The following is a 17,668-nucleotide window of genomic DNA, read 5'->3' on the forward strand; positions in this document are numbered from 1 at the left end:
GTTCCGGATAGAGGATTTCAATTGATTTTGACTTAGTCTCGGCAAACCCAGAGCTTGCGCGTCGTTTCGATCACCCTCCAGGTTCCGACGAAACCCGGATGCATGGCGAAAGCGTCGCCGGCAACGATGCGCCGCGGCTCACAGCCATCCTCGATCAGTTCGGACACGCCCGAAAGAATGACACAGAATTCGAAAGTTTCGCCCTTGATCGAGCGGTAGGCGCCGGGCGTCGCTTCCCAGACGCCGGAGCGAACGACGCCGTCGGCCGTCTGCGCAATGTCCCAGGAAAGAAACTGCGGATTACCCTCGACAAGCCTTTCAGGCGCGGGCTGGCCCTTACGCGGTTGAGGCAGGTTGCCGCAATCGACGAAAGTGAGTTTGGACATTGGAAGACCTTTCTTGGATCTGTTTATCGGGCAAGCGAAAGGCGCCGTTCGAGGAGTTTCAAACCCGTCAAGACGACGATATTTATGGTGAGATAGAACGCTGCGGTAATGATGAAGATGTCCATGATCGCGAACGTCTCGCTCATGAGCCGCTTCGCATATCCGGTGATTTCCAGAACGGTAATCGTGGATGCGAGGCTGGATTCCTTCACGATGATCGCTGCCTCGCTACTATAGGCCGGAAGCGCCTGGCGCACCGCAAGCGGAAATTTCACCCTCCTAAAGACATGCCACGGGTGCATGCCGCAGGCTTCTGCCGCCTCGATAAGTCCTTTGGGCAGGGAGAGGAAAGCCGTGCGGAAAATCTCGGCCGTGTAGGCACCTGTGTTGAGCACCACGGCAAGGACCGCAGCGTTCAACCCGTCTCCAATCATCCACCACAGAAACGGATTCTGACGAATAAAACTCACCTGGGCCAAGCCGTAATAGATGACGAAGACCTGCACCAGCATAGGCGTGCCGCGGAAGATCGCACAGTAAGCGTCGCAAACGCGGCGCAATGCCTGGCTTCTCGAGCAGCGCGCGAGCCCGACGGCGACACCAAAGGGAAGCCCAATACCGACGCCGAATACGGCGATCAGCAAGGTCGTCTTGGCACCTATGACAAGGAACGGAACGGCATAAGCAATTATCCCAAGATCCATGTCAGCGTCCTCGGAAGCCGCGGTCGAGCGCACGTTCTGCGCTGGAAAACGCGGTTTGACTGACTGCGGTCATGCAGAAGAAGAGCGCCGCAGCGATACAGTAGAAAAGCAGCGGGGATCGTGTGATTCCCGCACCGATGGCAGCCGTCCTCATCAATTCCTGTAAGCCGACGACCGAGACTAGCGAAGTGTCCTTGATCGTCATCTGCCAGACGTTGTTGATCCCGCCAAGCGCCAGTCGCAGTGCCAGTGGGAACGTGATGCGCATAAACGTTACACCTCTTGGCAACGCGAGCGACTGAGCGGCTTCCAGCAGACCGTAAGGCACCGCCTGAAGCGCACCCCGGATGACTTCGATCGAATAGGCGCACGAGATGACGGCAATCGCGATTACCCCGATGATATAGGGGTATGCGTTATCAGCCGAGTCCTGGTAGCCGAACGCAGCCGTAATCGCCTTCACCCACTCGATCGACCCGAAAAACAGGAGATAGATGACCAACAAGCCCGGAACGCCACGAACAAGAATGCTGTACCCGTCGACCAGTTGCGAAACGACCTTGACCTTCCGCCAGCGCATGATGGCCAAGGGCGTTGCAACCAGAAAACCGCATGTCATTCCGATCAAACCGATCGCGATCGTGACGACACTTCCTTTCAGCAGAGCGAGCGCCCAACTTTGCTCCACCATCAACACCCAAAGGTCACCCAACATGGACACAATCCCCGTGACCCTGCCTTGGCCCGTGCCAAGGCAGGCTTCATGTTCGAAACGATCACTTCTTGCAGGGAATCGTGTAGTCGTCCTGGAACCAATGCATCGATGCTTCCTTGACCTTGCCATCGTTGATCATCTTGCAGAGGGCGGCATCAACCTTGGTCTTGAGCTCGGTATTGCCTTTGCGCATCCCGACTCCCATGCCATGGCCAAGGACGTCTGGGTCGTCCATGGCCATGATTTTCAGGTCGATTCTGGTGAAGTTGGCGCCGTCAGGCGTTGCGAGAAAATCCATCCATGTCGGCGAATCCGCGAAGGCGATGTCGATACGGCCGCTCGCGAGATCGGCGGTCAGCTGCGTGACGGCGTCGTATGTCTTAAGATCGACGCCGTTCAGCCGCTTCTCAATGAACCTGGCGTAGGTCGTCCCGGTGACGACGCCGACACTCTTGCCCTGGAGAGCCTTCTCGATTTCGGCGAGGCTCTTGAGACCTGCAAGCGGGGAGTCCTTGGCGACAGCGAAATAGAGTGGTGTTGTCGCATAGGGGATGGAGTAGTCGATCTTCTTCTGACGTTCGGCGGTGATACCGAGGCCGGAAATGATGACGTCAAAGCGATCGCTGTCCATCGAAGGCACCAGCGAGCTGAATGTCTGTACGACGAATTCACACTTCAGTTTCAGCTCGGCGCAGATGCCGTTGGCGATATCGGCGTCGAAACCGGTTACCGTGCCGCTCGGATCGGCCATGCTGAACTTCGGCGCATCGCCCTCCGTCCCGATGCGCAGAACGCCGTCCTTTGCCGACGCGCCCGTCGCCAGTGCGCAGACGAGAAGGCTGGTTGTGAATGCTGACTTGATGAGATTGCTGTTGATCATGATTGTTACCCCTTATGGTTTTCGTTGTAGTGCGGTTTTCAGGCGTTGGCCGCCATCACTGTCGATAGAAACCGCTTCACCCCTTCCGTCGCGGGATTTCGAAACAATTCCTTCGGTTCGTCATCCTGCTCAAGGTGGCCGTTTTGCAGGAATATCATCCGGTTCGACACATCCCGTGCGAACCGCATTTCATGCGTGACGAGGAGGATGGTAGCCCCCGCTTCCGCCAGCGCCCTTATGACTTTCAGCACTTCGCCCACGAGTTCGGGGTCCAGTGCAGATGTCGGCTCATCGCACAGCATCAGTTTTGGTCTCATTGCCAGAACGCGCGCAATCGCGACGCGTTGTTGCTGCCCGCCCGAAAGCTGTTGCGGATAGCGGTTGCGGAAGCTCGCCATGCCGACTTTCGACAAGGCCGAGAGCGCAACCTCTTCGGCGTCTTTCTTCCCGAGTTTCAGCACCCAAACGAGTGCCTCGGTCACGTTGGACAGGACGCTCAGGTGAGGCCAGAGATTGAAGTTCTGGAACACCATGCCGATGTGTCTGCGAAGGTTCCTGATATCGCGACCGTTGACGATCTGACTACGGCCGCGCTCGTCATTGACGACGGAGACGGACTGGCCCATGCACTCGATCCGACCTGATGTAGGCGTCTCCAGAAAGTTGATACAGCGAAGTGCGGTGCTTTTTCCACATCCGGACGACCCGATCAGAGAAATGACCTCACCTTGTCTCATGTCGAAGCTGATACCATCCAGCACCTTCGTCGATCCAAACGTCTTTGTAAGTTCGTGAACCTTTAGAATTGCGTTCATGCGCAAAGCCTCAGACGAGTGCCCATTCGTTATCCTGCCACCAATCCCTGGGAGTCCAGCTCCCGCAGCACCTCGTCAACGGCAGCCCTTGCGATCGCAACCATTTCGTCGATTTCCGCTTCCGTCATCACGAGTGGTGGTGCAAAGCCCAGAATGTCTCCATGCGGCATTGCGCGCGCAATGAGGTTGCGATTTCGAGCGGCTTGGGAGATGCGCGCGCCGACTTTCAGGCCCGGATCGAACGAAGCCCGGGTACCGCGATCGGAAACGAACTCGATGGCAGCAAGCATGCCGACGCCACGAACTTCCCCGACGATCGGGTTCTGATCAAACTCTGCCTTCAACCGTTGCAAAAGATAAGCGCCTTTCGTCGCGGACTGTCCGGCCAGATTTTCACGCTCGACGATATCAAGCACTGCGTTCGCGGCCGCAGCGCCGATCGGATGACCGGAATAGGTGTAACCGTGTGAGAAGGAGCCCACACGCGGCGTCGCCTCCTCCATGACCTCGTAGACTTTCTGCGAAATGATGGCCGCCGACAGCGGCACATAGGCTGAGGTCAAGCCCTTGGCGACGGTGATCAGATCGGGATTCATACAGTAGAGATCCGAACCGAACATGGCACCGGTGCGGCCAAACCCGCAGACCACCTCGTCGGCAATCAGCAGTACGTCGTACTTCTTCAGCACAGCTTGGATTTTCGGCCAGTATCCTGCCGGCGGCGGTGTAATGCCTCCCGTTCCAAGGACCGGCTCCGCAATGAAGGCGCCGACAGTGTCCGGCCCTTCGGCGAGAATAAGCGCTTCCAATTCATCAGCGCGACGCTGTGAAAAGGCTTCTTCGGTCTCGCCAGGTATCGCGCCGCGATAGAAATGCGGCACGCCGGTACGCAGAATCCCCGAAACCGGTAGATCCATATGATCGTGGTAAAAGCTCAAGCCCGTCATGGAACCGGAAACCACAGAACAGCCATGATAGCCACGCTCACGCGAGATGATCTTCTTCTTTTGCGCTTTCCCGCGAAGATTGTTGTAATACCAGACGATCTTCGCTTGCGTCTCGTTCGCGTCCGAACCGGACAGCCCGTAGAAGACCTTGGACATATTGCCTGGCGCCATTCGCACCAGTCGATCCGAAAGTCGTGCGAGCTCCTCGGTCGTGTGTCCGGCGTAGGAATGGTAATAGGCAAGCTTGTAGGCCTGCCGGGCGATCGCTTCGGCGACTTCGGTCCGGCCGTAGCCGACATTCACGCAGTAGAGGCCCGCAAACCCGTCCAGATATTCCCGGCCGGATGCGTCGCGGATACGAACGCCTTTTCCAGTCTCGACGATGGTAGGATCGGTCTCCCCGGCGGCGTAATTTTTAAGGTAGGTGAATGGATGCAGAACGGTCCTGCGATCCATCTCAGCTATTTCAGCAATATTGGTCATTTCTCAATTCCTCATGCAGCGAGGTCATCGTGGGCTGAACGTCTCTGTCGCCTCTGTCTTGTCTGTGAAGCGTAGAAGCACTGAGACGCTCATTTCCGACATAGGTATTGCTCTGACGAGGAAATCCTGCTTTTTCGGCGCGATAAATGACGAAATCCTGCGGAGTTTCCAAATGCAGCTCGATCGACTAGATGCTCGTCTTCTCAACATTGTGCAGAATCATAACAGGCACAGCAGCGAGGAGCTCGGTGCGATGGTCGGTCTTTCGGCCACTGCGGTGCAGCGGCGCCTCAAGCGGCTGCGCGAGGCCGGAGTGATTGAGGCGGAGGTTGCGGTTGTGAAACCCAAATCTGTCGGCCGACCGATCGCAATGCTTGTATTGGTCACGCTTGAGCGCGAAAGAGCCGACATCGTCGATCGGTTCAAACAATCGATCCGGCAGACGCCGGAAGTAATGAACGGCTACTACGTAACGGGAGATGCGGATTTCGTCCTCATCGTTACTGCCGAGAGCATGGAGGACTATGAGGTCTTCACCCGCAAGTTCTTCTATGAAAATCCCGATATCAAAGGCTTCAAGACAATGGTGGTCATGGACCGCGTCAAGACTGGCTTTTCAGTTCCGATCGACTTTGATCACTTTTCCTGAGGTTTCCGCAGACAGCCGCTCAGACGCCTCCACTTTGCGCAAAGATTGGCACTTCGACGTATTGCTGGGGCGAGCCGGTTTCTTCGCACGAACCACCTATCCCGCCGCGTGCTGGGGCCGGGCTGGACGGGCAAGCGGTCAGCATCATGAGCAAAATGCACGGCAGATTGGTCTATTTGTGCCGTTCCGACTGAGCGATTTGCATCTGATGATATGCGCATAAATCGCTCATCGGAGGAAACCACATGAAGATCTACAATATTGCCCTAATCGGATTTGGTGGCGTCAACCGGGCTTTGGCCGAGCTCATCGCCATAAAGAATCCTCTGTGGGAACGGGACCTTGGTTTCCGCCTGAACATCGTTGCGGTCAGCGATCTCCATCTGGGCTCCGTCATTTCGCCGAATGGCCTGGATGCCAAAACCCTCGTGGAGGCGAATTTCGCGAAAGGCGGTTTTGGCCGGCTCTCCGGCGGCAATGCCGAGGCCGATAACGAAGCCATCATCAAGACGGCGCCTGCCGACATCGTCGTAGAGGCGACATTTACGAACCCGATGGACGGCGAACCGGCGGTTTCGCACTGCCGCTGGGCTCTGAACTCGGGCAAGCACGTCGTCACCACGAACAAGGGGCCTGTCGCAATCGCTGCTCGGGAACTGAAGGCCCTTGCCAAGGCGAACAGCGTTCATTTCGAGTATGAGGGCTCCGTCATGAGCGGCACGCCCGTCATAAGGATGGCAGAGAAGACCCTTGCCGGCGCAGAGGTGAAAGGGTTCGAAGGGATCCTCAACGGCACGTCGAACTTCGTCCTCGGCCGCATGGAGGAGGGTCTCGACTTCGCCAGCGCCGTCGCGGAAGCGCAGGCGCTGGGCTATGCCGAAGCCGATCCGACCGCCGATGTCGAGGGTTTCGACGTTCGCCTGAAAGTCGTGATCTTAGCAAATGAGCTGCTGGGAGCAAATCTCAAGCCCGAGGATGTCTCCTGCAACGGCATCTCCAAGCTTTCTCCCTCCGACATTCAAGCAGCTGCCAAGACTGGAAGGCGTTGGAAACTGGTCGGGTCAGCAGTTCGCAATGCCGACGGGACGATAACCGGCAGTGTCGCGCCCAAACAGCTTGCCCTCGGACACCCGCTCACCGGCGTCAATGGCGCCACCAACGCGGTATCGCTGAACACAGAGCTTCTCGGCCCAGTCACAATGAGTGGCCCGGGCGCCGGTCGAGTCGAAACCGCCTACGCGCTGCTGTCCGACATCGTGGCTATACACAATGCGCAGTCGGCAAATTTCGCGAAGGAGGCCGCGTGATGCCCGGTCTCGCCTTGAAACCCGCCTCTTCCAAGGAGATCATCGTCACTAATCCGTTCGATGGAAGCTTTGTCGGCGCAATCCCAGAGACCAGTGCCGAGGCTGTGGACCTGTTGCTCGAACGCGCCAGGCGCGGCGCGCAGATTGCCCGGTCGCTCCCCCGCCACCAGCGCTCTGCAATTCTCGAAAGGGCCGCAGCCACCATCGAAGAACGCAAGGAGGAGTTTGCGCTCCTGATCGTTCAGGAGGCGGGGAAGACAATTGCCCAGGCCCGCAAGGAGGCGACACGTTGTGTCAACACACTGAAACTCTCCGCCGAAGAAGCCAAGCGCAATGCTGGCGAAGTCATTCCGTTTGATGCCTATGCTGGCTCGGAATCTCGTCAGGGCTGGTATACCCGGGCGCCGCTAGGGATCATCGCCGCGATCACGCCTTACAACGACCCGCTCAATCTGGTGGCCCACAAGCTTGGCCCCGCCATTGCCGGCGCAAACGCGGTACTTCTGAAGCCGTCGGAGCTTACGCCTCTCTCCGCCATCAAGTTGGTAGAGGTCTTGATCGAAAGCGGCTTGCCGGAAGAGGTCATCACGGTCGCTGTCGGCGGCGCCGACCTGGGCAAGGCACTTGTCTCGGCAAAAGACGTTCGCATGATCTCCTTTACAGGGGGATTTGTCACGGGCGAGGCCATTGCGAGATCTGCAGGCATCAAGAAGCTCGCAATGGATCTCGGTGGCAATGCGCCGGTTATCGTGATGGAAAACAGCGATGTTCAGGCCGCCGTGGAAGATTGTGTGTCAGGCGCCTTCTGGGCGGCTGGCCAGAACTGCATCGGAACGCAGCGGATTCTGGTGCAACGCTCGGTCTATGAACACTTCAAGACCGAGTTCGTGGCCCAAACCGTCCGGATGAAGACCGGCGATCCGATGAACGCTGAGACTGACATGGGTCCGATGATCTCCGAACGTGCGGTGAACCGCGCCGCCGCCATGGTGGAACGAGCAATTGCTGCCGGCGCGACGCTGCTTTGCGGTCACAAGCCAGCAGGCACACTCTATCCCCCGACCGTCCTAGAAAACGTGCAGGCCACGTGCGACGTCCTGAATGAGGAAGTCTTCGCCCCCGTCGTCATGCTGCAGCCGTTCGATGAACTTGAAGAGGCAATAGAGTTGGCTAACACGCCGGAATATAGCCTCCATGCCGGGATCTTTACCAACGATCTTGCCAGTGCTCTGGAGGCCGCCAAGCGGATCGATGCCGGCGGTGTCATGATCAACCAGTCGTCCGACTATCGGTTCGACGCAATGCCGTTTGGCGGATTCAAATACGGCAGCATGGGGCGCGAAGGCGTTCGCTTTGCTTATGAGGACATGACCCAGCCGAAGGTCGTCTGCATCACGTCGCTGCAGCACTGATCGCCGGCGCCGGCGCCAATTTGAACCCATCGTCGTTTTTGGAAGTCAAGATGTTCAACGGATCCATCACTGCCCTTGTCACCCCTTTTGCCGATGGGAAAGTCGATGAGATTGCCCTCCGCAGCCTCATTGAATGGCAGATCGCCGAAGGCACGTCAGGGCTCGTCCCCTGCGGAACAACGGGGGAAAGCCCGACCCTCAGCCATGCCGAACACAAGCAAGTCGTGGAACTCGCGGTCGCGGCAGCGAACGGTCGCGTTCCGGTGATTGCCGGCGCCGGCTCCAACAGCACCGAGGAAGCGATCAGCTTCGTGCGGCACGCACAGGAGGCCGGCGCGGACGGTTTGCTGATCGTCGCGCCCTACTACAATAAACCCACCCAAGAGGGAATCTATCAGCACTTCAAGGCCATCGACGCTGAAGCTGCGGCTCCGATCATTGTCTACAATATCCCGGGTCGGAGCGTGATCGATATTGAAGTCGAAACGCTTGCCCGGATTTTTAGAGATTGTCCCTACGTTAAGGGTGTCAAGGACGCGACAGGCAATCTCTTGCGCCCGTCGCTGGAGCGTATGGCCTGCGGCAATGAGTTCAATCTTCTCACCGGCGAAGACGGCACGGCGCTGGGTTACATGGCCCACGGCGGCCACGGTTGTATCTCCGTGACCGCGAACGTCGCTCCCCGGCTGTGTGCAGACTTCCAGCGGGCATGCCTGAAAGGCGACTTCGCGGCAGCACTGGCTCTTCAAGATCGACTGATGCCTCTGCATCGCGCGCTATTCCTCGAGACCAGCCCGGCTGGGGTGAAATTCGCGCTGGCGCAACTCTCGAAGATCCGCGGTGACCTCCGCCTCCCCCTCGTGGAGGTGAGCCAGCCTGTCAAAGAGGTTATCACTCATGCCATGCGCCACGCCGGAATTCTGGACTAGGGGAGCGGTGAATGGGAATTGAACGCATAGAGACCGATTTGATCGGCCCCCTCCCTATCCCCGGTGACGTTCTCTACGGTGTCCATACGCGGCGAGCCGAGCTCAACTTCACCGTTTCAGGCCTTCGCCTGAAAGACTTCCCCGAACTCATTCAGTCTATGGCTATGGTCAAGAAAGCGGCCGCGTGTGCAAACGCCGAGCTTAGCCTTCTGTCAGCGGAGAAAGCGTCGGCGATCTCAGAGGCTTGCGATGAGCTCATCGAGTTGAAATGCGTTGATGAGAACTTCCCGGTCGATATGATGCAGGGTGGCGCCGGAACGTCCACCAACATGAACGTGAATGAAGTTGTTGCGAACCTGGCGCTCTTGAAGCTCGGTGCGAATGTGGGCGACTATGACAAGCTTCATCCGAACGATGAAGTGAACTTGTCCCAGTCGACAAACGATGTCTATCCGACCGCGCTGCGTCTGACCATTCTTCGTGCTTGCGAAGGGCTGATCGAGTCCCAGGTCGGGCTGCGCGAAGCATTCCGCGCCAAGGCGAATGAATATGCGACTGTGCTGAAGGTCGGCCGCACTCAGTTGCAGGACGCCGTCCCAATGACAGTCGGGCAGGAATTTGATGCGTTCGCCGAGCTGATCGACGCAGATATCAACCAACTGCAGTCCGCTTCCGGGCAGTTGAAAGAGGTTAATCTCGGCGGATCCGCGATCGGAACTTCGATCAACGTCCCCCGCGGCTTTCCAGCCGCGGCTTGCGCCCACCTCACACAGATTTCCGGTATCCAGCTCATCCGAGCTCGAAATCTGATTGAGGCCACGTCCGACACCGGTGGCTTCGTTTCCATCTCAAGTGTCCTCAAGCGGATGGCTGTGAAGCTGACAAAGGTCTGCAATGATCTGCGGCTCTTGAGCAGTGGGCCGAGGGGCGGCTTGGGAGAAATCCGACTTCCGCCTGTACAGGCCGGTTCCTCGATCATGCCCGGTAAAGTCAACGCCGTCATTCCGGAAATGATGAACCAAATCGCATTTCAGGTTATCGGAAATGATCTTACTGTCACCCTGGCGGCAAGTGCGGGGCAGTTGCAACTCAATGCGATGGAGCCGGTAATCATCCTCAACATCCTACAGTCCATGCGGATGTTGACGCGGGGCATGGAAATTTTTAAGCAGCGGTGCGTCGCTGGCATTGAAGTTGATGTCGACCGTTGCAAGGACCTCCTCGATCAGTCTCTTGTCCTAGCGACACCGTTGGCGTTGCTAATCGGCTACAGTAAGGCAGCCCAGCTTTCCAAGAAAGCCCTGACCGAAAAGCGGGGGCTGCGGCAGGTCGTGGAAGAGGAAGGTATCCTAGCCTCCGGTCAAGTTGAAGAGCTCTTTGAAGGTAGCGCGGCCTTCGCAAATTTCTGATGCGTGCATCGGCCACATAAGGGGTGGAAATGGCTGTTTTTACTGAGCTTTCTGACGAAGATCGCCAACTCATTGCCGCGGCTTATGGCTTGACGTCGCTTCTGTCGGTGATTGGCATCGCGGACGGCGACTCCGAGACGACCTATCTGTTTCGGACGAGGGAAGGCGAATTCATCGTAACACTATTCGAGAACGGAGCCCAACCTTCAGATCTGGAAAGGGCCTTCGAAACTATGGAGGCGCTTTATCGACATGGCGTCCCCTGCCCGAAGCCGCTACGCACTGTCGACGGCCACGCCACGTCTCGGGCCGCAGGTCGATTGGTCGCCATGGTCAGCTTCGTACCCGGCGCCTCACCCACATTTGCAAACCCGGCAAAATGCCTCAGCCTGGGCCGCGTGATGGCTGAAATACACACCGTCCTGGAACGAAAAGCGAAGTGCAAATCGACGGATCTTCCCACTGGCGCAATTCATGGCGCATTGGTCCAGGAGAACGTCTTTTTCCTCGGAGAAGAAGTCAGCGGGGTCATCAATTTCAGGCTTCGGCACGAGGACTCGCTGGTGTCGGAGCTTGCTGATGCGCTTGTCGGTTGGGCCGGCGAGATCAATGGAGAGCTGAACAAAGAGCGGGCGCGAGCGCTGCTGCAGGGGTATCAGGGAGTCCGCAGCCTGACTGACGCGGAAAAAAAGGCGCTGCCAGGATTCATAATGGCTTCGACATCAAGGCGATTTTCGAGCAAGAAGGAAAGAACATTACTACCGGAAATCGCCGTGTTAGCTTATCGGTCCGTAACCCCCGACATTCTAGGTTAAGCGGCCCAGCTCAATATCCATGAAATATCTTCTCGATCGAACTGACGAACAGATACTTGTCGAATTGAAGGCCAACGCCCGTATCTCGCACGCGGATTTGTCGGCGAAGGTGAACCTTTCTCGCAACGCCGTGCGGGTGCGAATCGAACGTCTCGAACGAGAAGGCTTCATCAAGGGATATACAATCCTCACCGGGGATGGAGGGAATAGCCAAAACGTCACAACCGCATTAATTTTCGTCTATCGGCACGATCGCATGCGGGGCGGCGAAGTCGTTCAGGCGCTACGAAAGATCCCAGAAGTCGTTGCTTGCGACGTTATGACCGGTGATTTCGATCTCCTCGTGCGGGTCGAGTCCCCCGAGGCCGACCGCATCCGGCAGATTTGGCAATTGATCGCCGAGATGCCCGGCGTGCGCGACACACTGACTGCGTTCGCCCTATCCTCTGTAATCCGAAGATAATCCGGTGTGATCGGTGAAAAAGGGGCAGGTGTCCGCCCAACAACTGCCCCGGCTCCGGACTCTAATGGCGGACGCGCAAAATGGGCCACCATAGCTCTGTGCGAGCGGACTATGATCATTCCAGCAAGCAGGCCGATCCGAGTTGTTGTTCACCTCATGGGGCTTCGAATGAAGAGAGTCCCAGACTGGTGGCCGGCCTGTCATCGGCGAGCGGACTACCCCTTGCCGATCATATGTTGAATCCCACGTCTTCGGCTCCGACATTCGCGTCGGCGCCCTCACATCGGCGGAGAGCAAACGCTTCTCCGCCGATTTACTGTTCGTTGTTGTGCAGGGCCGATCAGTCGCAACGCGCGCACGAAGGCGGCGGAATTGGTTAGTTGACAGTGACGTAGATTTTCCGGACCGTTTCGACGGTGCGCCAGGTGCCGATAAATCCGGGTTTCATCACGAAACTGTCGCCTGCTTTGTAGGTCACCGGTTCACCGCCGTCCGGGGTGATTTCCACGATGCCTTCAAGGATGTGGCAGAACTCGAATGTCTCTCCCTTGACGGAGCGCGTCAGGCCCGGTGTCGCTTCCCAGACGCCGGTGTGAATTATATCGTCTCGCGCAACGTCCTGGGGCCAGCTCTTGAACGAGGGATCGCCGGAGATCAGGCGTTCTGGCCCCGGCTTGGACTCGCGAGGCGCTTCGGTGCTGTTGGGTACTATGGTCTTGAGGAGGGACATGTTTTCTCCTTGCTCTCCTGGTTGCAGCTTCAATAACCGCGGTCGCGATCGACGAGCCCGATCGGGTCGAGACCGTTGCGAAGGCGTTTGATGTTGTCGATGACGGCGCGGGCCGCCGTTTCTGCTTGCGTGACGCTCGCGATGTGCGGCGTCAGGATGATCTTCGGGTGCCTCCAGAAACCATGTTCGGGGGGCAAGGGTTCAGGTTCGGTGACATCGATGACCGCACCCGACAGATGTCCATCATCGAGAGCCGCAAGCAGCGCGTCATGATCGAGTTGCGCGCCGCGCCCCACGTGGACGAGCGCCGCGCCCGATGGAAGGGTCGCGAAGACCCCGGCGTCGAGTAGTCCTTGTGTCTCTTGGGTCAGCGGCAGGAGACAGATCAGGATGTCTGTGCGCGCAAGGAACGGCGTGAGGCCCTCCGGGCCGTGATAGCAATCAACATCATCCACTTGTCGTTTCGAGCGGCTCCAGGCGGCAAGCGGAAAGCCGAAGGGCTTCAGTCGCTCAATAACGGCCTGGGCGAGCATGCCAAGGCCAAGGATGCCGATCCGCTGCTCGCCAGCTTGTCGCACAGGAAGCGAGAGCCAGGCGGCATCAGCCTGCTGTTCGATATAGGCCTTCAACTTGCGGTGCAGGGCGAGCACAGCGAGCGTGACATATTCTTGCATCATCCGCACGATACCGTCCTCGACCATCCGGACGAGCATGACGTTTGGGGGAAGCGATTCTGGCTTGAATTGATCGACGCCGGCGCCGATCGAGAAGACAACCTTCAAGTTCCTGAAACGATGGAGGTCGGGCGGCGCGGTCCACGTGAGAATGTACCGGATTTCGTCCGGATCGCGCTCCGAAATATCCATCACGAAGGGCAGATCGGGCAGGTCGCGTGCAAAAGCTTCGGCGAAGACGCGACCTCTTTCTCGATCCGAATTGAACCAGAAAACCATGAAGCTCTCCTACTGTTGCAGCGTTTTGGCAAGCCGCAGGATCATCCCTTCGCAGGCAGCCAGTTCGTCGAGGCGGATGAACTCGTCAGCGCGGTGGGCGCGGGAGATGTCCCCGGGACCGCAGATGATCGCGTCGATGCCGGCTGCCTGATAGAGTCCGGCCTCCGTCCCGTAACTCACGGCAGCCACGGTCGGTGCTGCGGTTAGTTCCTCCATTAGCCGAGCGAGCGACGTGTCGGCATCAAGCGAAAGCGCCGGATAGGTGCTGCTGGTTTCCCACGTGACGCGGAAACCGTCTTTCGCCAAAGCCTCGGCCGTTGTCTTGATCTGTTCCAGGAGAACTTTTGGCGATACGCCGGGCACGGCGCGAGCTTCTAATTCCATGATGCAGACATCCGGGATGATGTTGACGCTGCGTCCGCCTGTGATCGTTCCTATCTGTAGCGTAGAATACGGCGGCTCGAAGTTCTGATCTAAGGCGCTGTCTCTCAAGGCATCAACGGTCTTCAGCGTCGCACCCATCACCGCAGTCATGGCGTGAATGGCGTTCAGGCCCTTATCAGGGCGCGACGAATGACCGGTCGTGCCATGGATCTCGATGCGGGCGGCGGCCTTTCCCTTGTGCCCGCGGATCGCCACCATACTGCTTGGTTCACCGATGATTGCTCCCAATGGAGGAGCGCACAGGTTCCCGATCTGCTTTAACATATGCGGTACGCCGCGGCAGCCAGCTTCCTCGTCATACGAAAATGCGAAGTGAATCGGGCGCCTCAATGGCATTTTCGCTATAGCGGGAAGTCCGGCAAGCGCGGCGGCGAGAAACCCCTTCATGTCGGAGGCGCCCCTGCCAAAGAGCCGATTTCCCTCAGCCCGCAGTCGGAAGGGATCCGACGTCCAAGTCCGTTCGGAGGCCGAAACGACGTCCATATGCCCGGAAAGAATATAGCCGGACTCATCTTTGGGGCCGATCGTGGCGAACAGGTTTGCCCTATCCCCTTCCGGCCCCGGCAAGACAGTCACGGTGGCGCCATGACTTTCGAGATAGGTCTTCACCCATGCGACGATATCGCCGTTCGGAGTCCCGACGACGGAGGGAAAGCCGACCAGCTGCTCCAGTATGTCCTTAACATTCATCGTAGGTCCTCCCTTATCGGCGGCTCTACGCGCACGCCACCGCGCACAGCCGATGGGCGACAGCGCCGCGGTCGGACACACGTGCCGATTTCCGCGCCGTCTCCGATGGCGGGCGCCCTATCAATACTAGGCGGGCCAGCTTTCTACCCTTGGTCATGGCGACCAGAAACGGGGTCTGTCGACGTCGCCACTTCATAACCCGATCTCCGACTTGAAACTCACCTTGCCGCAGAACCATAAAGATGGCAATTAATGGGTCATGAATGATGGCTTCAGGTGACAGTTAATGCTCACGTCTGACGATCTCGCCTTCTTTTCGGTCCTCACAGGCTCGAAATCTCTCGCGGAAAGCGCGAGAAAGCTGAATGTCACCCCTCCGGCGGTGACCCAGCGCCTGCGCGCGCTTGAAGAGAAAGTCGGGGTGAGGCTGATCGACCGCTCCGGACGCCACCTGCGTCTTACCGAAGAGGGCTCATTGGTCGCTTCTCACAGCGTCATCGTCAGCGATGCCATAGACTCGCTTGCCGAAGCCTTGGCTGATCGCAAGGGTGCGGTCCGCGGGCACCTCAGGGTCGCAGCACCTCACGGTTTTGGTAGGATCTATGTGGCCCCGGTCGTGGAGGCGTTTGCTCGAGAGCATTGTGGTGCCACCGCTACCCTGCAACTGTCCGACCATCCCACGGCATTGATCGTTGACAGCTATGAGGTGGTTGTTCACATCGGAGCGTCCGCGCATCTGGATCAAGTGGTGACGACGCTGGCGCCGAACAACCGGTTTCTCTGCGCAAGTCCCGAATACCTCGCTTCGACTGCGCCCATCTCTACGCCCGCCGATCTGGCGCGACATCGCTGCCTTGTGGTTCGCGAGAATGAGGAGGACGTAACGCTCTGGCGGTTTAAGGGATCACGGCAGGAAACTGCGACAGTGCGCGTCAACCCCGTCATGTCGAGTAATGATGGCGCCGTTATTCGGGATTGGGCGCTGGCGGGTCAGGGCATCATGATGCGCTCTGAATGGGCGGTTGCAGAAGACCTCGCCGACGGACGGCTGAGGCAGGTACTTCCCAATTGGAAGCTGCCCTCGGCCGATATCGTCGCCATCCTCGGATCGCGGCACGGACGAAGCGCGCGCACTGCCGCATTTCTGACAATGCTTCGCCAGTCGCTGAAACCATTGCCCTGGAGAGCCTATCCTGCGGAGAAGCTTGGTCAATAACCGAGGATCGACTTCGTCTCGAGATATTCTTCAAGCCCGTATACGCCATACTCGCGGCCGTTGCCCGACCGTTTGTAGCCACCGAAGGCGGCCGCTCCGTCCCAAGCCGGATAGTTGATATGGACCTGGCCGGCACGAATGCGAGTGGCGACCCGGCGTGCCCGCTCCGGGTCTGAAGACTGAACATGGGCGCCCAATCCATAGACGGTGTCGTTAGCAATCGCGATTGCCTCTTCCTCGTCCTTGTAGGGCATGATCGAAAGGACGGGACCGAAGATTTCTTCACGAGCAATCCGCATGTAGGGCGTCACCTCGGAAAAGATCGTCGGTTGTGTGAAAAAGCCGCTGTCAAGGCCGGTCGGCCGGCCCAGTCCGCCGCACAGCAGCTTGGCGCCGTCATCGATACCGGCCTGGATCATGACCTGTACCCGTTCGAACTGAGCACGATTGGCGATTGGACCCATCTCCGTCGCCGGATCAAGCGGCGCACCGACGCGGATGGCACGCGCAGTGGCGCTTGCCAGTTCCTCCACTTCGCCGAGCCGATGTGCGGGCACGAGCATGCGCGTCGGGGCGCTGCACGACTGGCCGACATTGCGCATACCGGCAAGCACGCCCTTCGCTACCGCCGCGCTGAAATCGGCATCGGCGAGCAAAATGTTCGGTGACTTGCCGCCGAGTTCCTGAACCACTCGCTTCACAGTCGGTGCGGCCGCCTGCGCGACGAGTACCCCTGCGCGGGTGGAACCGGTGATGGAAATCATGTCTACGTCCGGATGGCTGGCGAGCGCTGCGCCTACGCTCTCGCCAGTACCGTTGACCAGATTGAATACGCCCGGCGGAGTGCCGGCATCGTGCATCAGTTGGGCAAAGAGCAGTGCGCTATAAGGTGACAGCTCACTGGGCTTGAGGACGATGGTGCATCCCGCTGCGATCGCGGGAGCGACCTTGGCCGTGATCTGGTAAAGTGGCCAGTTCCAGGGTGTGATCAGCGCACAAACCCCGATCGCTTCCTTGGCGGTTGCGGTGCATCCATCAACCGTCGTGAACTGGTACTTTTCGAGAATCTCCATCTGAACGCGAATGTGCTCGGCGGCAAACGGAACCTGAGAAGCCCGCGCAAAACTGACGGCCGCCCCCATTTCCATGACAAGGGCTTGTGCGAATGTCTCCGCTCTTTCCTTCAGGAGAGAATGCATCCTGCGGAGCAGACCGAGCCTGTCCGGCACCGTTGCTTGAGAGAAGATGGAAAAGGCCCGGCGCGCTGCGGCGACCGCGAGATCGACCTCATGAGCACCGCCCGCAGCAATATGCCCAACAACCTCCTCCGAGGCGGGATTGACGACAGGCAGACGGGTTACATCAACAGGTTGGCGCCATTTACCGCCAACGTAAAACTGATCCTCGCGTTCGGTCAGCATAATTTCACCTCGCGTCATAACGGTGCGGCCAGTCCGAGCTGCCCTGGTGAAGATGCCAGGAAATGCGAAGATGACAATTTACCTTGCATGAACGGTTGCTTAAGGAACGTGTTAACAAAACTCGTCTGCCGGTTTACGAAGAAGGTAGGGTTTTGTCCTCGGAAATCGAAGGTGCCGCCGGGGTACTTTAACGCCCCTCGATTGCTCTTCCTCGAAACGTTGATAGGTTTTTTCCATTGATGCTTATGCCCTCGAGAGCTGGAAGGAGCGTGTGGATTGAAAGCGTCTCGTATCAACCAA

Annotated in this window: 18 protein-coding genes; 8 read left to right on the forward strand and 10 right to left on the reverse strand. The window is 58.3% G+C overall.

The annotated features are described in order from the left end of the window. Positions 1–32: 32 nt before the first annotated feature. The 6 genes from ATY29_RS13000 to ATY29_RS13025 form a co-directional block, all read right to left on the reverse strand. Complete coding sequence (locus tag ATY29_RS13000) at positions 33–386, reverse strand: cupin domain-containing protein (protein WP_025418506.1); 354 nt, start codon at positions 384–386, stop codon at positions 33–35. Between the two features lie 23 nt (positions 387–409). Continuing rightward, positions 410–1,090, reverse strand: a complete 681-nt coding sequence (locus ATY29_RS13005) for an ABC transporter permease (protein WP_025418505.1) — start codon at positions 1,088–1,090, stop codon at positions 410–412. 1 nt (position 1,091) lies between these two features. Beyond that, complete coding sequence (locus tag ATY29_RS13010) at positions 1,092–1,805, reverse strand: ABC transporter permease subunit (protein WP_003567782.1); 714 nt, start codon at positions 1,803–1,805, stop codon at positions 1,092–1,094. A 61-nt stretch (positions 1,806–1,866) separates the two neighbouring features. Beyond that, a complete protein-coding gene (locus ATY29_RS13015) occupies positions 1,867–2,685 on the reverse strand; it encodes a transporter substrate-binding domain-containing protein (protein ID WP_097536551.1) in 819 nt (272 codons plus the stop codon). A gap of 38 nt (positions 2,686–2,723) precedes the next feature. Then, entirely contained in the window at positions 2,724–3,500 is a 777-nt protein-coding gene (locus ATY29_RS13020) for an amino acid ABC transporter ATP-binding protein (protein WP_097536553.1), read from the reverse strand. Positions 3,501–3,529: 29 nt separating this feature from the next. Beyond that, on the reverse strand, positions 3,530–4,930 hold the full coding sequence (locus ATY29_RS13025; protein ID WP_097536555.1) for an aspartate aminotransferase family protein: 1,401 nt from the start codon (positions 4,928–4,930) through the stop codon (positions 3,530–3,532). 172 nt (positions 4,931–5,102) lie between these two features. Here ATY29_RS13025 and ATY29_RS13030 point away from each other — a divergent pair, with 172 nt between their 5' ends. The 7 genes from ATY29_RS13030 to ATY29_RS13060 all read left to right on the forward strand — a co-directional run bounded on the left by ATY29_RS13030 (position 5,103) and on the right by ATY29_RS13060 (position 11,914). After that, positions 5,103–5,579, forward strand: coding sequence for an Lrp/AsnC family transcriptional regulator (locus ATY29_RS13030; RefSeq protein WP_003567790.1), 477 nt, complete (start codon positions 5,103–5,105; stop codon positions 5,577–5,579). A 245-nt stretch (positions 5,580–5,824) separates the two neighbouring features. Then, positions 5,825–6,886, forward strand: coding sequence for a homoserine dehydrogenase (locus tag ATY29_RS13035; protein ID WP_003567792.1), 1,062 nt, complete (start codon positions 5,825–5,827; stop codon positions 6,884–6,886). Beyond that, positions 6,886–8,298: an aldehyde dehydrogenase family protein gene (locus tag ATY29_RS13040; RefSeq protein ID WP_025418503.1), complete on the forward strand. Its 1,413-nt coding sequence runs from the start codon at positions 6,886–6,888 to the stop codon at positions 8,296–8,298. The genes ATY29_RS13035 and ATY29_RS13040 overlap by 1 nt, the downstream gene beginning before the upstream one ends. 50 nt (positions 8,299–8,348) lie before the next feature. After that, positions 8,349–9,227 (forward strand): 4-hydroxy-tetrahydrodipicolinate synthase, encoded by an 879-nt coding sequence (gene dapA / locus ATY29_RS13045; protein WP_097536556.1) that lies wholly within the window; start codon positions 8,349–8,351, stop codon positions 9,225–9,227. Between the two features lie 11 nt (positions 9,228–9,238). Further along, positions 9,239–10,636 carry an aspartate ammonia-lyase gene (locus ATY29_RS13050; RefSeq protein WP_097536557.1) on the forward strand — a complete coding sequence of 466 codons (1,398 nt, stop codon included), beginning with the start codon at positions 9,239–9,241 and terminating at the stop codon, positions 10,634–10,636. A gap of 29 nt (positions 10,637–10,665) precedes the next feature. Further along, positions 10,666–11,451 (forward strand): homoserine kinase, encoded by a 786-nt coding sequence (locus ATY29_RS13055; RefSeq protein ID WP_097536558.1) that lies wholly within the window; start codon positions 10,666–10,668, stop codon positions 11,449–11,451. A gap of 19 nt (positions 11,452–11,470) precedes the next feature. Next, positions 11,471–11,914 (forward strand): Lrp/AsnC family transcriptional regulator, encoded by a 444-nt coding sequence (locus ATY29_RS13060; protein WP_003567803.1) that lies wholly within the window; start codon positions 11,471–11,473, stop codon positions 11,912–11,914. 376 nt (positions 11,915–12,290) lie between these two features. Here ATY29_RS13060 and ATY29_RS13065 read toward each other — a convergent pair whose 3' ends face one another. The 3 genes from ATY29_RS13065 to argE are packed head-to-tail and all read right to left on the reverse strand — an operon-like array spanning position 12,291 to position 14,731. Beyond that, positions 12,291–12,644 carry a cupin domain-containing protein gene (locus ATY29_RS13065; RefSeq protein WP_003567805.1) on the reverse strand — a complete coding sequence of 118 codons (354 nt, stop codon included), beginning with the start codon at positions 12,642–12,644 and terminating at the stop codon, positions 12,291–12,293. Between the two features lie 29 nt (positions 12,645–12,673). Continuing rightward, positions 12,674–13,597, reverse strand: a complete 924-nt coding sequence (locus ATY29_RS13070) for a 2-hydroxyacid dehydrogenase (RefSeq protein ID WP_097536559.1) — start codon at positions 13,595–13,597, stop codon at positions 12,674–12,676. A gap of 9 nt (positions 13,598–13,606) precedes the next feature. After that, complete coding sequence (argE, locus tag ATY29_RS13075) at positions 13,607–14,731, reverse strand: acetylornithine deacetylase (RefSeq protein WP_097536560.1); 1,125 nt, start codon at positions 14,729–14,731, stop codon at positions 13,607–13,609. A 286-nt stretch (positions 14,732–15,017) separates the two neighbouring features. On the opposite strand from argE, the gene ATY29_RS13080 reads away from it, so the two are divergent. Continuing rightward, complete coding sequence (locus ATY29_RS13080) at positions 15,018–15,947, forward strand: LysR family transcriptional regulator (RefSeq protein WP_097536561.1); 930 nt, start codon at positions 15,018–15,020, stop codon at positions 15,945–15,947. On the opposite strand, the gene ATY29_RS13085 is transcribed toward ATY29_RS13080, so the two are convergent. Further along, positions 15,941–17,368: an aldehyde dehydrogenase family protein gene (locus ATY29_RS13085; RefSeq protein WP_165779427.1), complete on the reverse strand. Its 1,428-nt coding sequence runs from the start codon at positions 17,366–17,368 to the stop codon at positions 15,941–15,943. The genes ATY29_RS13080 and ATY29_RS13085 overlap by 7 nt on opposite strands. Positions 17,369–17,668 lie beyond the last annotated feature (300 nt).

The sequence above is a fragment of the Rhizobium hidalgonense genome (assembly GCF_002914525.1).
GTDB classification, from domain to species: Bacteria; Pseudomonadota; Alphaproteobacteria; order Rhizobiales; family Rhizobiaceae; genus Rhizobium; species Rhizobium hidalgonense.

What these genes read in the sequence shown, in the direction of transcription:
- ATY29_RS13000 (WP_025418506.1), bottom strand. Translation starts at nt 386, where the DNA reads ATGTCCAAACTCACTTTCGTCGATTGCGGCAACCTGCCTCAACCGCGT.
- ATY29_RS13005 (WP_025418505.1), bottom strand. Translation starts at nt 1,090, where the DNA reads ATGGATCTTGGGATAATTGCTTATGCCGTTCCGTTCCTTGTCATAGGT.
- ATY29_RS13010 (WP_003567782.1), bottom strand. Translation starts at nt 1,805, where the DNA reads ATGTTGGGTGACCTTTGGGTGTTGATGGTGGAGCAAAGTTGGGCGCTC.
- ATY29_RS13015 (WP_097536551.1), bottom strand. Translation starts at nt 2,685, where the DNA reads ATGATCAACAGCAATCTCATCAAGTCAGCATTCACAACCAGCCTTCTC.
- ATY29_RS13020 (WP_097536553.1), bottom strand. Translation starts at nt 3,500, where the DNA reads ATGAACGCAATTCTAAAGGTTCACGAACTTACAAAGACGTTTGGATCG.
- ATY29_RS13025 (WP_097536555.1), bottom strand. Translation starts at nt 4,930, where the DNA reads ATGACCAATATTGCTGAAATAGCTGAGATGGATCGCAGGACCGTTCTG.
- ATY29_RS13030 (WP_003567790.1), top strand. Translation starts at nt 5,103, where the DNA reads ATGCAGCTCGATCGACTAGATGCTCGTCTTCTCAACATTGTGCAGAAT.
- ATY29_RS13035 (WP_003567792.1), top strand. Translation starts at nt 5,825, where the DNA reads ATGAAGATCTACAATATTGCCCTAATCGGATTTGGTGGCGTCAACCGG.
- ATY29_RS13040 (WP_025418503.1), top strand. Translation starts at nt 6,886, where the DNA reads ATGCCCGGTCTCGCCTTGAAACCCGCCTCTTCCAAGGAGATCATCGTC.
- dapA (WP_097536556.1), top strand. Translation starts at nt 8,349, where the DNA reads ATGTTCAACGGATCCATCACTGCCCTTGTCACCCCTTTTGCCGATGGG.
- ATY29_RS13050 (WP_097536557.1), top strand. Translation starts at nt 9,239, where the DNA reads ATGGGAATTGAACGCATAGAGACCGATTTGATCGGCCCCCTCCCTATC.
- ATY29_RS13055 (WP_097536558.1), top strand. Translation starts at nt 10,666, where the DNA reads ATGGCTGTTTTTACTGAGCTTTCTGACGAAGATCGCCAACTCATTGCC.
- ATY29_RS13060 (WP_003567803.1), top strand. Translation starts at nt 11,471, where the DNA reads ATGAAATATCTTCTCGATCGAACTGACGAACAGATACTTGTCGAATTG.
- ATY29_RS13065 (WP_003567805.1), bottom strand. Translation starts at nt 12,644, where the DNA reads ATGTCCCTCCTCAAGACCATAGTACCCAACAGCACCGAAGCGCCTCGC.
- ATY29_RS13070 (WP_097536559.1), bottom strand. Translation starts at nt 13,597, where the DNA reads ATGGTTTTCTGGTTCAATTCGGATCGAGAAAGAGGTCGCGTCTTCGCC.
- argE (WP_097536560.1), bottom strand. Translation starts at nt 14,731, where the DNA reads ATGAATGTTAAGGACATACTGGAGCAGCTGGTCGGCTTTCCCTCCGTC.
- ATY29_RS13080 (WP_097536561.1), top strand. Translation starts at nt 15,018, where the DNA reads ATGCTCACGTCTGACGATCTCGCCTTCTTTTCGGTCCTCACAGGCTCG.
- ATY29_RS13085 (WP_165779427.1), bottom strand. Translation starts at nt 17,368, where the DNA reads ATGCTGACCGAACGCGAGGATCAGTTTTACGTTGGCGGTAAATGGCGC.